This is a genomic window from Acinetobacter sp. GW821-FHT01E09, assembly GCF_059422385.1.
On record NZ_JBWKWU010000001.1, the window covers coordinates 3,664,155 to 3,679,011 of the forward strand.

The window sequence follows — 14,857 nt, forward strand, 5'->3', positions numbered from 1 at the left end:
ATCAAAAATAATAATATTTTATTTTCAATAACTTAAACAAAAACAACCAACAATATAAAAATCTTAAAAACACAAAAAAAATTGTTTATTTTTCTTAAATTTATTTTTTAAATAAATTAACTTTTAATAAAAAATTACCAATCAACAAAATCTCATTAAAAACAAATAAGCAATCCAAGCACACCAAGATAATTAAAATACTTCTTTACTTAAGCAAAATTTAATATTCCCTATATTTCTTATATTATTTAAATGAATAAAAAAACAATGAAATAATATATTTTAAATATCGATGTTTTACACAACATCGATTGATATAGTATTTTCCATTTAACGTAAAAAATGAACTTTCTACTCATAATCAAATATAGATTAAATAATAAAGGTGGGGCCGTAAAATGATTGAATGGCTACAAGGTGAATTAAAACATAGTCCTGAAATCCTATTATTTTTATCCTTAGCAATAGGGTTTTGGATCGGTCAATTCCAATTTGGAAAGTTTCAATTTGGTGGTGTTGCAGGATCATTACTTGTCGCTGTTATTCTAAGTCTTATTGGCGTACCAATCGACAATGGTGTAAAAGCGATTCTTTTTGCTTTATTTATTTACGCAGTCGGTTTTGAAAGTGGCCCACAGTTTTTTAAATCGCTTGGACCACAATCTATTAAAGAAATTTTGCTGGCTATTTTCATGGCCGTATGTGGGCTCATTACAGTCTTAGTCATGGCAAAAATCTTTAATCTAGATAAAGGTTTAGCGGCGGGTCTGGCTGCAGGTGGAATGACCCAATCTGCAATTATTGGTACGGCGGGCGATGCGATTTCTCGTCTAGACTTACCGCTTGCAGAAATTCAGAAACTTCAAGCCAATGTTGCGATTGGATATGCCGTGACCTATATCTTTGGTTCTCTAGGCGCAATTATTGTCTGTGTGAATATCTTGCCAAAATTTATGGGGCGAGAAATTCATGATGATGCCTTAAAAGCACAAGCGGAACAGTTAAAAGGTGCATTTGAACTGGCGCCTGGTCAAGAATTGGCTATGCCTGAAATTGTTGGTCGTATCTACAAAGTCAAACAAGCATCAGGACACACCATTGCCGAACTGGAAACACAAGTACCGAGCGTCACTATTGAACGATTAAAACGCAAAGATCAGTTTATTGATGTTGCACCAGAAATTACCTTACAAAAAGATGATGTTGTTCTGGTCGTTGGTCGCAGGGCGAGTATCGTTTCCATTGCCGAGTCTATTGGATCTGAGTTGCAATCCTCACAAGGCATGGAAATGATCATGGATACCACAGATGTCATATTACGAAACTCAAAATATGCCAATCGTACCCTTGGGGATATCAAAGCCAATACACCAGATTACTTAAAGCATGGCATTTATGTGCTTGGGATTAAACGTAACAGTGAAGCGCAAGCTTTAAGTGATGATACGGTCCTGCGTCAAGGCGATGTGGTCACCGTATATGGAACTAAAAGTGATCTTGAACGTTTAGTTAAAGAAGCGGGGAAAGCTCTACCTGAAAGCTTAAAAACAGACTGGATTTTCCACGGTGCAGGTTTAGTTGTTGGTTTAGTCATTGGTCTATTCGTTGTCCGTATTGGTGATGTTCCTTTAACCCTTGGTGCAGGTGGCGGTGCGCTGTTATCAGGTCTGTTATTTGGTTGGCTACGTAGCCGTAACCAAGTCCACGGCAATATGCCTTTAGCCGCTTCACAACTTCTCAAAGATTTAGGTCTTGCTGGTTTTGTTGCTGCTGTCGGTTTGCAATCAGGTTTACAGGCCATTCAAACCATTAAAGAAAGTGGTTTATCACTATTTATGATCGGGGTGGTGGTCACGCTGGTACCGCTAATTCTTTCAATGCTGTTTGCCCGTTATGTACTCCGTTATAACAATGTCGCCGTAATGGCAGGCGCATTAACTGGCTCACGCAGTGCAAATCCTGCTTTTGGTGGTGTACTCGACAAAGCTGGAAACTCAATTCCGACCGTCCCATTTGCAATTACCTATGCACTCGCAAATGTATTTTTAACCTTGCTTGGCCCTCTGATTGTCGGTTTAGCATAAATAATTTTATAAATTTCAAACTCATTCACTTCAAGATAATTAAGGAGACTTCCCATGGGGAACGTTGATTATTCAAAATACGCAAAACTGAGCCCATTTGAACTCAAAGATGAATTGATTGCTTTGGCACAAAGCCATACCGACCGTATGATGCTCAATGCGGGACGAGGAAATCCAAACTTTCTTGCAACTGTTCCACGCCGTGCCTTTTTCCAATTGGGTTTATTTTCTGCCACTGAATCAGAATTTTCTTTTTCCTATATGCCTGAAGGGCTTGGTGGATTTCCTCGTGCAGAAGGATTGCAATCACGCTTTGACCACTTCATCCTAGAAAATCGTGATAAGCCCGGTGTTGTTTTCCTGGGTAAAGCAATTTCTTATGTTCGTGACCAATTGGGACTTGATCCCGATGCATTCTTACTCGAAATGGTTGAAGGTATACTTGGCTGTAATTACCCTGTCCCAGATCGAATGCTAAGAGTCAGCGAAAAGATTATTAAAGAATACGTTTTACGTGAAATGGGCGTACAAGGTATGCCTAAAGAGGAACTCGATTTATTTGCAGTGGAAGGTGGTACAGCTGCAATGGCTTATATTTTTAATTCATTAAAAGAAAATAAAATTATTTCACATGGTGATCGTATTGCCATAGGTTCGCCTATTTTTACCCCTTATCTCGAAATTCCAAAACTCAACGATTATCAGCTCGAAGAAGTACTCATCAAGGCTGATCCTAATCTTGGTTGGCAATACCCTGAATCAGAATTACGCAAATTAGAAGATCCATCGATTAAAGCATTTTTCTTGGTGAATCCAAGCAACCCACCTTCAGTTAAAATGAGTGATGAAGGTTTAGCGATTTTGGCTGATATTGTTAAAAAACGTCCTGACCTGATTATTTTAACAGATGATGTTTATGGCACATTTGCAGATAACTTTAAATCCTTGTTTGCAATTTGCCCTGACAATACCATTCTGGTTTATTCTTTCTCTAAATATTTCGGTGCAACTGGTTGGAGACTTGGGGTCATTGCCTTGAGTAATCATAATATTTTAGATAAAAAAATTGCGGCGCTTTCTAAAAAAGACAAGAAAGAACTCGAAGAACGTTACTCTTCCCTCACCACAGACCCATCTAGTATTAAGTTTATTGATCGCCTTGTTGCCGATAGCCGTAATGTTGCTTTAAATCACACGGCTGGATTATCCACACCTCAACAAGTACAAATGGTTCTTTTTGCTTTATTTAATATGATGGATTCTCGTCAAAGCTATAAAAAAGCAGTGAAATCTGTGGTTCGAGAACGTGATGCTGCGCTTTATAGACAGCTTGGCGTTGAAGTCCCACAAGATCCGAATGCCGTTGATTACTATACCTTGGTCAATTTAGAAAATACCTCACGAAAACTATATGGTGATGCGTTTGCTGATTGGGTGATGAAAAATAAGAATCCAACGGAATTACTCTTCCGAGTCGCTGATGAAACAGGTGTAGTACTACTTCCAGGTTCAGGTTTTGGTGTTCAACACCCTTCTGCACGCGCCTCGCTAGCCAACTTAAATGAATTCCAATATGCCGCTATTGGGACTTCATTACGAAAATTTGCTGAAGAAGCCTATCTGGAATATAAAAAAGTCAGCAAAAAGAGTAAATAAGTATAGATAGCTGAAGTATTCGTTTTAAAAGAAAAAGATCGCATTAATGCGATCTTTTTTGTTTACGAATGGCTAGCCAAGTTAAGCTCTATTTACCTGTGGCGATCAAATCTCATCACAGTATTTAAACAGTCTTAATTTTGCACTTTACATTTTATTGCTTTTGCTGGAGTAATATTGGTCGCTGAAACTAATTGAGTTGAATCAAAACCTTCAGTTTCTTCTATAAATAAATGATAGTCTTTAATTTGAATCGTTGCCTGTCCTTCATATTGGCAATAACCTTTTTTAATATTGTCTAGTAACTTAAAAGTCTTTTTTGCTGCATCAAAGTTGCTAAAGCAAAACCATACATCTCGTGTGTCACCTTTTGGACGTGGAATGAGTGCAGCTGATGTTTTGTTGGGTTCAAAGCAAATATCATCACCCATATAATCCAAATATTCAGGGTCTAAATTACGTGAAAATTTTCCAGTTAAAGTGGCTAGTCCCTGATAATTTTTAAAACCAGACTCGGTATTTTTGTATTTGAAGCTTTGTGCTTGTGCAAATACTGGCAATATCCCTAAGGCGATTACTAAAATTTTGTTCATCATCATCATCCTAATCTACATTTTATAAAGTGCTAAATTTGCAGTAATTTTACCCAATCTTAGCAAATAAAAGAACCACTTAGACATCTATGACAACAGCCTTTTACTCAACAGCTTGACTTGTTCAATTTGTTGCGTGGCCACCATAAGCTTTGGATAATCGTCAGTAAGAGGATGTTTTTCCTGATTTTAAGAGATTGGCTAAAAAATGATATGTGTGGAAAAGCAAGAACCGAATTCATTGCTTAACTCGGTTCTCAATAAAATACTGTTAAGCTATTTTAGGACGAGACAAAAACAATGTGTTGAACCTATTTTCTGATTGTAAATTCAGTACGCATTGATCCAATTCACAATATTGTGATACTCGCCATCAATGAAGATTAAGCCACAAATTAGTACAACTTATGCTCAGCTTTAACGTTTGTAAAATCCAACCGATTTTCTAAAGAAATCAAAGGTTCCACCTCTCGTAATGAATTTATACAACGCTGTGCAAGATGAATATATTCATTTGTTCCATTTCGCTTCCATTCAATTTCTTGTTCTAGTAAATCACGAACGACTTTTGCAGGACTTCCAAGAGCGAGCACATTTGCGGGTATAACAGCCTTGGCTTTAACTGTGCTATTGGCACCAATAATGGTATTTTCACCAATTTCAGCTTCATCAAGAATAACACTATTCATGCCAACCAAAACATTTTTGCCAATCGTACAGCCATGTAAAATAGCAGCATGACCGATATGCCCATACTCTTCGATTAAGGTAATACTTTTCGGAAAGCCATGAATCACACAGTTATCTTGTACATTGGAATTTTTACAGACATGAATCTGTCCAAAATCAGCACGTAACGAAGCAAAAGGGCCGATATAAACGCCCTCTTCAAGAATAACATCACCAATTAATACAGCAGTTGGATGTACAAAGGCGTTAGGGTGTACGACTGGAATTACATTATCAATGGCATAACAAGGCATGTGAATAATCCATATTTTTCAAAGCCCAATTCATTTAAATAATTAAATGAACTAGTGGGTTTAAACACCCATTTCCTCAACTTTTAAACCACCAAATCGCTTATAAAACATAGGATGTAAAGGTGGCATAAAACCTTCTGATGTACGAGCAAACTGCATAAAGTACTCTTCCCCTGCAAAAACAACCAGTTGATAGAGGTTACTACTTAAGTTTCTCGCATTCAGCGATAACCAGTTTGAAGGTAATAATTCAAATGGTAAATTTGGGTCTTTTAATAAAATTCGGCGGAATTGATGAATAAGCAAAATACGGATTTGAAATGCTTGTGCGGCATCCATATCATCTGAATTTTCCACAAGATTTAAGAACTCTCGAAAATCTTGGATAAATTTTTCATAACGTGAATGTAACTCAAGAATTGGCCAATTAACTTCCACCATTCGTTTTACCGTTGGATAAGATTCTTGCCACAGTTGCAAAGTTTCAGCTTTAAAAATTACCACTTGATCTGTCATGTTCTGACTGAGCAATAAATTCTGTAATTTCAATTTATCGCAACTTGGATAAGCCATTACATTACTTGCAATACTGGCAAAACCCAGCCACTCCAATTCTTTCTTTAAAATTTGTTTATTATCAATATCTAATGAACTGAGCAAGACCAAATCCCAACTTTGATCCCATTCTTTATGATTAAAATTATAAATTTTAGTATCTGCGAGTGTAAAACCGTTGAGACTACTTTCAGTCACACGATAATAACTTGTACGACCAATTTTTTCAGACACTAACCAGCCATTTTGTACCAGTCTAAATACAGCAGTCCGTACCGAACGCTCATTGAGTCCAAAAACACTCATTAACTGAATCAAACTTGCAAGACTGATAATCCCACCGTGATGATGCACACAGTCACCAAAAACCGTCATGATCAGTGACGTTCCACTTAACATTTCTTTGGTAATAAAATCATCTATAGCAAGTTTTAATTTTGAATTCATAATGTTCGATAGGACCTTAATTTAACAATCTCAAATAACAACACTCAAATTAACCAAGGCTAAGCGTACTTGATGGATGCGTAACATGATTATTGTTGCGCAAATCAAATACACGCTGAGCCTTACCTTCTGAACGTGGCAATGCCCCTTCTGCCAAAATTTCAATGCTTACCGTAATTCCAACCATCGTTTTGATCTTAGTTTTGAGCTGAGTACACAGTTTTGCGTGTATTTCCTGAGGTATATCTTGACGCATTTCTGTACGGATGTGCAATCCATCTAGATGACCTTGTTTACAAATCTGAATCTCATAATTAGGAACCAATTCAGGGATTTGTAAAATTTGTTCTTCAATTTGAGATGGAAACACATTTACACCACGAATAATCATCATATCATCACTACGCCCAACAATTTTATCCATACGGCGCATTGTTCTTGCTGTGCCTGGCAATAAACGAGTCAAATCTCGGGTTCGGTAACGAATGACAGGCATGCCTTCTTTGGTAATCGTGGTAAAAACTAATTCGCCCAATTCACCATCAGCCAGTACCTCTCCTGTTTCTGGGTTGATAATTTCAGGATAAAAATGATCTTCCCAAATGGTCAAACCATCTTTAGTCTCCAGACACTCCATCGCCACACCGGGTCCCATCACTTCAGATAAGCCATAGATATCCAGTGCATCAATCCTTAAACGGTCTTCAATTTCTTTACGCATCTCATTGGTCCACGGTTCCGCGCCAAATATTCCGGTTTTAATGGAGCACTCTTTGGCAGTACCAAATCTTTTTTCCAATGCTTCAATAATATTTAAGCAATAGGATGGTGTCACCATAATTGCCGTGGGTTTAAAGTCATGTATCAATTGTACTTGCTTCTCAGTTTGCCCACCTGACATGGGAATGACCGTTGCGCCTAAGCGCTCAACACCATAGTGCGCACCTAGACCACCAGTAAATAGCCCATAGCCATAAGACACTTGAATAATATCTTGATTACTTAAACCTGCAGCACGTAATGAACGCGCCACAACATCAGACCAAACTTGAATATCTTTTTGAGTATATCCCACGACAGTGGGTTGCCCCGTTGTACCTGACGAGGCATGTACTCTGACTATTTGCTGTTGTGGAACTGCAAACATGCCAAATGGATAATTTTCGCGTAAATCTTTTTTAGAGGTAAATGGAAATTTAGCTAGATCTGCTAAAGTTTTAAAATCATCAGGATGTATCCCAACTTCATCAAATTTCTGACGATAGACGGCACTATTCTGATAAGCATGTTGCAATGTTTGTTTCATACGTTCAAATTGAACATTGCGTAATTCATCAACCGATGCTTTTTCTAAATGTTCCAATGTATTGTTATTCATATTGTTACTCCCTGAACAGCCATCCTTTGGCTGTTTCTTAAAATCCTTGGTTTGGTATTGCAGTGGTTGTTATACGTCAAAATTTTCCAAAATAAGCGCAACACCTTGCCCAACACCCACACACATCGTACATAGTGCATATTTTCCATTACGGCGTTTCAATTCTTTCATTGCCGTGATCACCAAACGTGTACCACTCATACCCAATGGATGACCTAAAGCAATTGCTCCGCCATTGGGATTGACACGTGCATCATCATCGTCCAGACCTAGTTCACGCATTACTGCAAGTGATTGTGCTGCAAATGCTTCATTCAGCTCAATGACATCCATTTGATCCAGACTTAAACCTGTCTGTTTCAGCAGTTTTTGGACTGCTGGTACTGGACCAATTCCCATATATTTTGCTTCAACGCCTGCACTTGCCATCGCAATGACTTTGGCAAGTGGTTTCAACTGATTTGCCGTTGCAAAGCCTTCATTGGTCAATAACACACAAGCGGCACCATCATTTACCCCCGATGCATTTCCTGCTGTGACAGAACCATCTTGTTTGCGGAACGGCGCTTTTAATTTTGCCAAACTTTCCAGTGAGGTATCTGCACGTGGATGTTCGTCTTCAGTTATACGTGTCAGATTCTTTTTACGATCGATTATTTCTACAGCACATATTTCTTCTGCAAATACGCCATTAAGTTGCGCAGTTGCCGTTTTTTTCTGACTATTGAAAGCAAATAAATCCTGATCTTCACGGCTAATCTGATACTTTTCAGCAACGTTTTCTGCGGTTTCAGGCATGCTGTCCACCCCAAAATTTGCTTTAAATTTTGGATTGATAAAGCGCCAACCAATAGTTGTATCATAAATACTCGGTGTTCGGCTAAAAGCTGTTTCTGGCTTGGACTGTACAAATGGCGCACGACTCATTGACTCAACACCTCCTGCCAATACAAATTGTGCTTCACCTGACTTAATAGCACGTGCAGCCAAACCAATCGCATCTAATCCCGAAGCACATAAACGGTTTACCGTAATCGCAGGAACTGAGTCTGGTAGTCCCGCAAGTAATGATGCCATTCGAGCGACGTTACGATTATCCTCACCGGCTTGGTTGGCACAACCAAGGATAAGCTCATCTAACTGATCCCAAGCCAACGTAGGATGTTGTTGTTTTAAATATTGAATCGGCAAAGCAGCCAAATCATCTGTACGGATACTACTTAAAGCTCCTGCATAACGACCAATTGGAGTACGAATAGCATCACAAATAAACACTTGTTCCATTTTTTACTCCTTATCCTGCTTGTTTTAATTGTTGTGTTTGCTTTACGGGTAAAGCTGAAGCTGCAACTTTTTTTCTTAAATACAGACTTGGGCGATAGCGTTCTTCACCATAAACTTGATGTAAATTTTCTAAAATCATCAAAATCTGTTGTGCACCCAGTTGCGTCATCCATTGGAACGGACCTTGCGGATAATTCACTCCAAATCTCATGGCAGCATCAATATCGTGTTCTGTCGCGACATCATGCAAAACCGCCTCGCAAGCTTCATTGACTAACATTGCAATGCTTCGCATTACATATAAGCCAGGATGATCTTTTGTCCAAATTACATGAACACCAATTGCAGCAAAGAATTGTGTCATTTTATCTTGATCTGCTTGGCAACATGCTGGAGATGCAGTCGCTGCAATTGCTTTAGCCTTGTTCCAATCCGCATGCCAATCCATCAGTACAACTTTTTGATGTGTATAAACAATATCGGCAGATTCGCCTTGCGTGAGTTGGAGATCAATATCATCAATTCGAATATAATTTTGTTGAGACACAACTTTGTTGATATTGAATGTCGTTTGATTTTTTAGACGCTGAATAAAATCAGCTTGATTGGCCCATTCACCATGGATACTCACATTCATGTTCTGTGAGCTATCCTGAGTCATTTCAGGTAAGCGATATACTGGTGTCGGTTGTTCTTGATGATAATTATAGAAGCCTTGTTTATTTTTACGCCCCAAACAGCCTGCATCTACCAGTTGTTTTTGAATAAGAGAGGGGCGATAACGCGGCTCGTAAAAAAATTCCTGATAAACACTCTGTGTCACTGAAAAATTCACATCTTGACCAATTAAATCCGTCAATTCACATGGTCCCATCGCAAAGCGACCACATTCACGTAAAATGAAATCTAACTGTTCAGGTGTCGTCACATTTTCCTGTAAAGCGCGGAAAGCTTCAGCATAATACGGACGAGCTACGCGGTTCACAATAAAACCGGGCGTAGATTTGGCTAAAACGGGTACTTTGTTCCAAGTCTGCATCAGATTAAACAAAGCATCTGCATTCACTTTGGCAGTTTTTAAGCCTTGTACAATTTCAACTAGTTTCATTACCGGTGCAGGATTAAAAAAGTGTAATCCAATCACACGTTCAGGTTGTGGAATCACAGACGCTATTGCAGTTATTGAAATGGATGAGGTATTAGAAGCAAAAATAGTCTGTTGTGAGCAAATCGCTGCAAGTTGTTGAAAAATGCTTTGTTTCACTTCTTTATTTTCCACCACGGCTTCAATAATTAATCCTGCTGCCGCAAGTTGCTGAATATCATCCACCACAGTTAAATTTGCCAATGTACTGTCCACAAGGGTCTGTGTTATTTTTCCAGCTTGTACACGTTTATTCAGTTGTACTGTTAGCTGTGCAAGTGATGCCTTGGCTGTATTGAGATCAAGGTCAAAGAGCAGCGTTTGATGACCATTCATCGCAGCCAGTTGGGCAATCCCGATGCCCATCGTTCCTGCACCAATAACAGCGACATTTGCTTGCTGTAAATTGAATTGTTGCATGATTAGCATCCTTTAAATTCAGGGCTACGTTTTTGCATAAATGCTTGTACGCCTTCTTTATAATCGCTGGAACGACCGGCTAAACGCTGTAAGTCACGCTCTAAAATCAATTGATCATCTAGGCTATTGTCAGCAGCAGCATGGATTGCTTTTTTAATTAAAGACAAGCCATAGGTGGGTTGTGTTGCCAAATGCTCAGCCAATTTTTCCGCTTCAGCTTTGAGTTGTTCATCTGCAACACTTTGCCAAATCATGCCAAGTTGCTCTGCCTTTTCAGCAGGAATTTTATCACCCAGCATTGCCAAACCCATTGCCTGCGCGCGTCCAACCAAACGGGGTAAAAACCAAGTGCCTCCCGAGTCAGGCACCAAACCTAAGCGACAAAAGGCTTGAATAAATGATGCAGATTTTGCGGCAAGAACAATGTCACAGGCCAAGGCAATATTTGCACCTGCTCCAGCCGCCACACCATTTACTGCACAAATCACGGGTTTCTGCATTTCTGTAATCAATTTGATTAATGGGTTGTAATATTTTTCAATCGATATCCCCAAATCAGGTGCGTCTGCATTGGGATCAACCACTCGATCAGCTAAATCCTGCCCTGCACAAAAACCACGACCTTCGGCTGAAATCACCACCGTGCGAATATTTGAATCTTTGGCCCAGGCCTTTAACGTTTGTGATACTTCATGATGCATCGTTTCATTAAAACTATTCAGTTGCTTTGGGCGATTAAAAGTTAAATAGCCAACTGCATTTTTTTCTTCAACAATTATGGTTTGGTAATCCATCACACACCTCTAAATTCTGGTTTTCTTTTTTCAAAAAATGCATCAATACCTTCCTTACGGTCTTGAGTTGCCGTAAGCCAGACAAAATGCTGACGTTCTTGCTTCAAGCCTTGGCTTAAAGTCACTTCATGGATGGATTTCAACGATTGTTTAATGACACGAATTGCCAATGGCGCTTGTTTGGCAATTTTTTCAGCCAGTTCAATTGCATATTGCACCGTCAGTGCGCTTGGACAAATTTGGCTACTAATGCCATGTTGTAATGCAAGCGCTGCAGAAATACGTTCCCCTGTCATTGCCCAACGCATGGCCAATTGCTGTCCGACCAAACGTGCTAAACGCTGTGTACCACCTGCACCCGGCAACATACCCAAACCAATTTCGGGTAAGGCAAATTGTGCATTTTCACCAGTCAGCACAATATCGCCATGCAAGGCGAGCTCAAAGCCTGCACCAAAGGCAAAGCCATTGATCGCCATAATGATTGGTTTTGAAAACTCATCAATGTGTTTCCATAGTAGCGGACGATGATCTTGCTGGATTGTCACCACATCAAGGGCTGCCAATTCTTTTAGATCAGCACCCGCTGCAAAACATGTTTCATTACCAGTAATCACAACGGTTTTAATACGTTGGTCCCGCTCTAAATCTTGCAGCACATCCACAAGTTGTTTTAAGGTGGCATTATTTAGCGCATTATGTTTTTCTGGACGATTTAACTCGATAAGCATCACGCCTGTTTTCACTAAACTGGTTTTTAAGAAATCCATCTCTTTGCTCCAATGTTATTCCGTTTTATTCATCAAAACTCAAACGCACATTTGGAGTCGTCGGCAATGCTTGACAGCTGAGTACATAACCTTTTGCAAGTTCTTCAGGTTCAAGACTATAGTTAATTGCCATCTCGACCTTGCCTTCAAGTACTTTGCATTTACAGGTTGCGCACACGCCACCTTTACATGCATAAGGTAAATCAGCACCGGCACGTAATGCAGCATCTAGAATACTGTCATCTTCTTTGGCGACTTCAATGATCAACTCGCGCCCATCCAGCACAATATTGACTTTTTCTTCATTACGATTGCCAATATGCTGCGCTGTGGCTTTTTTCACAGCCCCAGTATTAAAACGTTCAGTATGAATTTTGCTGCGTTCAATGCCAAATTCAGGTAAAACCGTTTCGACGGCCTCCATCATTTCATTGGGGCCACAGGCAAAACAATGATCAAATTCAGCATGAATCAGATTTGCTTTAAATAATAATTGCAGTTTTTCAGCATCAATCCGACCATTAAACAAAGCACTGTCATTCATTTCACGAGAGAAGACATTGATCAATTGAAAACGCTCTTTAAAACGATCTTTTAAATCCATGATTTGCTCAGCAAACATGGTTTGTTTCCAAGTACGATTGCCATAAATCAGAGTAAAACTGGCAGCTTGTTGCTGTAATAACACTGTTTTTATAATGGACAAAATTGGGGTAATTCCACTGCCTGCGGCAAATCCTAAGTAGTTTTTTCCTCCAGTTTTAGCAACTTTTTGGAAAAAAATCCCTTGCGGTGGCATTACTTCAAGTTGATCACCAGCTTTTAAATTGTCATTTGCCCAAGTTGAAAATTGACCTTGATCAATTTTTTTAATCGCGATACTCATATCTTCTTGAACATCACTACAAATCGAATAACAACGACGAATTTCACCACTTTCTGTTAAATGGCGAATGGTTAAATGTTGCCCTGGTTGATACTGAAAGCGCTGTTGTTGTTCTGGGGTAAGATCAAACGCAATACAAATCGCCTGCTCAGTTTGGGGCGTAATTGATTTTATGGTTAATGGTACAAATTGACTCATGTGAAAATCCCTCTTTCATTTTAACTTTTCAAACTGTTGAACAATGTTCAACTTAAATGCATTTGAAATAGTCAAATGGTTCTAAGCAGTCTTGGCATTGATATAAGGCTTTACATGCAGTAGAACTAAATTCGCTTAATAATTTGCTGTGTATGCTGTGGCAATGCGGACATTCAATCCCATCGGTTAATGCGACATGTGTACCACAACTGTGTGCCTCGCCTTTCGGAGGTGCGATACCATATTGTTTCAGCTTGTCTTTGCCATTTTGGCTCATCCAATCGGTGGTCCAAGCTTCAGATAAATCCACCACAACTTGAATCGGTGTGAAACCTTTTGCAGTAAACACGTGTACGATTTCATCTTTCAGCACGTCTGTTGCAGGGCAACCGCTATAGGTGGGTGTAAGTCGAACCACAATATTATTGTCCTGATCCAACTCCACCCCGCGAATCATGCCTAAATCCACAACCGATAACACTGGAATTTCAGGATCAGAAATCTGTTGTAAAATATCCCAGCAATCATCGCTAAATTGTCGAATTAAATTCATGTGCTTCACTCCTTGTGAAAAGCTGAACTTACCAACTCATATTGGGATAAGTACGTTGCATATATTGCAATTCAGCCAAAACGAAACCTAAATGTTCGGTATGCAGGCCTTGTTTTGCACCACTACGATACGCCCCTGTTTCAGGTAAACTAAGCTCAAAACGTTGCAGTTCAACTGTTACGACATCCAGCCATTGCGCTTTTAAAGGTTCAATATTTGGAATTAAGCCTTCAGTCACCAAGCCTTGTTCTTCGGTGGTTAAGACAAATAATTCTTTGCTAAAACGCCACAATTCGTTTAAACCTAATTGGGTTTTTGCATGTGCTTCGCTTGTCCCTAAACTTAAACGTTCCATCCAAGCAGTAGAAAAACGTAAGTGATATTTCACTTCACGTAATGATTTCAGCGCAAATGCAGCTAAGGCTTTGTGTTGGCTATGGCTTAATGCAGCAAATAACAAATGATGATAATGATCCATTAACCACTGGCGTACCATGGTTTGTGCAAAGTCACCATTGGGTTGTTCACATAACAATAAATTGCGATATTCACGTTCGTTACGGAAAAATGCCAATTGATCTTCGTCACGACCTAAACCTTCCTCTTCACCCGCAAGACTTAACAATGTTCTGGCTTGACCTAGCAAATCCAAACCAATATTGGCTAATGCAATATCCAGCTCTAGCTCAGGCGCATGACCACACCATTCGGCCAAACGATGCGATAAAATCAGTTGGCTATCACCCAAATGCAATAGGAACTGTGCAAATACTGAATGACTCATCTTCGTCCCCCTTACATATGCTCAATGCCATCTGGAATATGGTAAAACGTCGGATGACGATATACCTTGTCTAATGCTGGATCAAAAAATTCATTTTTTTCATCAGGTTGAGATGAAGTAATCCATTCAGATTTCACCACCCAAATACTGATCCCTTCATTGCGACGGGTATAAACATCACGGGCATTCTGGAGTGCAATTTCTGCATCTGGCGCACGTAAACTACCCACATGACGATGGCTTAAACCTTGTTTACTTCGTACAAAAACTTCAAATAGCGACCAGTTATTTTTATTGTCCATCATAAAATCCTTATTAAATTTGACTA

General features: G+C 39.3%; 14 protein-coding genes. 2 read left to right on the forward strand and 12 right to left on the reverse strand.

The features are described 5' to 3' along the window. The first annotated feature begins 398 nt into the window (after positions 1-398). Complete coding sequence (gene aspT, locus AC07U8_RS16620) at positions 399-2,084, forward strand: aspartate-alanine antiporter (RefSeq protein WP_209827570.1); 1,686 nt, start codon at positions 399-401, stop codon at positions 2,082-2,084. A 54-nt stretch (positions 2,085-2,138) separates the two neighbouring features. After that, entirely contained in the window at positions 2,139-3,740 is a 1,602-nt protein-coding gene (locus AC07U8_RS16625; RefSeq protein ID WP_315076903.1) for a bifunctional aspartate transaminase/aspartate 4-decarboxylase, read from the forward strand. A 134-nt stretch (positions 3,741-3,874) separates the two neighbouring features. Here AC07U8_RS16625 and AC07U8_RS16630 read toward each other — a convergent pair whose 3' ends face one another. The 12 genes from AC07U8_RS16630 to paaB all read right to left on the reverse strand — a co-directional run bounded on the left by AC07U8_RS16630 (position 3,875) and on the right by paaB (position 14,831). Further along, the gene (locus tag AC07U8_RS16630) at positions 3,875-4,333 is read right to left on the reverse strand and encodes a hypothetical protein (protein WP_494738316.1); all 459 of its coding nucleotides are present in this window, start codon (positions 4,331-4,333) and stop codon (positions 3,875-3,877) included. Positions 4,334-4,728: 395 nt separating this feature from the next. Beyond that, positions 4,729-5,316, reverse strand: a complete 588-nt coding sequence (locus AC07U8_RS16635) for a gamma carbonic anhydrase family protein (protein WP_494738317.1) — start codon at positions 5,314-5,316, stop codon at positions 4,729-4,731. A 60-nt stretch (positions 5,317-5,376) separates the two neighbouring features. Next, on the reverse strand, positions 5,377-6,318 hold the full coding sequence (locus AC07U8_RS16640) for a PaaX family transcriptional regulator (protein ID WP_105713457.1): 942 nt from the start codon (positions 6,316-6,318) through the stop codon (positions 5,377-5,379). A gap of 49 nt (positions 6,319-6,367) precedes the next feature. Further along, positions 6,368-7,696 carry a phenylacetate--CoA ligase PaaK gene (gene paaK, locus AC07U8_RS16645; protein WP_494738318.1) on the reverse strand — a complete coding sequence of 443 codons (1,329 nt, stop codon included), beginning with the start codon at positions 7,694-7,696 and terminating at the stop codon, positions 6,368-6,370. Positions 7,697-7,765: 69 nt separating this feature from the next. Next, positions 7,766-8,980 (reverse strand): 3-oxoadipyl-CoA thiolase, encoded by a 1,215-nt coding sequence (gene pcaF / locus AC07U8_RS16650; protein WP_494738319.1) that lies wholly within the window; start codon positions 8,978-8,980, stop codon positions 7,766-7,768. A 10-nt stretch (positions 8,981-8,990) separates the two neighbouring features. Next, positions 8,991-10,544 (reverse strand): 3-hydroxyacyl-CoA dehydrogenase, encoded by a 1,554-nt coding sequence (locus AC07U8_RS16655; RefSeq protein WP_494738320.1) that lies wholly within the window; start codon positions 10,542-10,544, stop codon positions 8,991-8,993. 2 nt (positions 10,545-10,546) lie between these two features. Then, complete coding sequence (gene paaG / locus AC07U8_RS16660; RefSeq protein WP_096734972.1) at positions 10,547-11,338, reverse strand: 2-(1,2-epoxy-1,2-dihydrophenyl)acetyl-CoA isomerase PaaG; 792 nt, start codon at positions 11,336-11,338, stop codon at positions 10,547-10,549. Beyond that, positions 11,338-12,108 (reverse strand): enoyl-CoA hydratase-related protein, encoded by a 771-nt coding sequence (locus AC07U8_RS16665; protein WP_494738321.1) that lies wholly within the window; start codon positions 12,106-12,108, stop codon positions 11,338-11,340. Before AC07U8_RS16665 ends, paaG begins: the two co-directional genes overlap by 1 nt. 25 nt (positions 12,109-12,133) lie before the next feature. Then, complete coding sequence (locus AC07U8_RS16670) at positions 12,134-13,192, reverse strand: 2Fe-2S iron-sulfur cluster-binding protein (protein ID WP_096734974.1); 1,059 nt, start codon at positions 13,190-13,192, stop codon at positions 12,134-12,136. Between the two features lie 52 nt (positions 13,193-13,244). Next, complete coding sequence (gene paaD, locus AC07U8_RS16675; protein ID WP_096734975.1) at positions 13,245-13,745, reverse strand: 1,2-phenylacetyl-CoA epoxidase subunit PaaD; 501 nt, start codon at positions 13,743-13,745, stop codon at positions 13,245-13,247. Positions 13,746-13,773: 28 nt separating this feature from the next. Beyond that, a complete protein-coding gene (paaC, locus tag AC07U8_RS16680; RefSeq protein ID WP_096734976.1) occupies positions 13,774-14,529 on the reverse strand; it encodes a 1,2-phenylacetyl-CoA epoxidase subunit PaaC in 756 nt (251 codons plus the stop codon). An 11-nt stretch (positions 14,530-14,540) separates the two neighbouring features. Further along, complete coding sequence (paaB, locus tag AC07U8_RS16685) at positions 14,541-14,831, reverse strand: 1,2-phenylacetyl-CoA epoxidase subunit PaaB (protein WP_004717766.1); 291 nt, start codon at positions 14,829-14,831, stop codon at positions 14,541-14,543. Between the last annotated feature and the right edge of the window lie 26 nt (positions 14,832-14,857).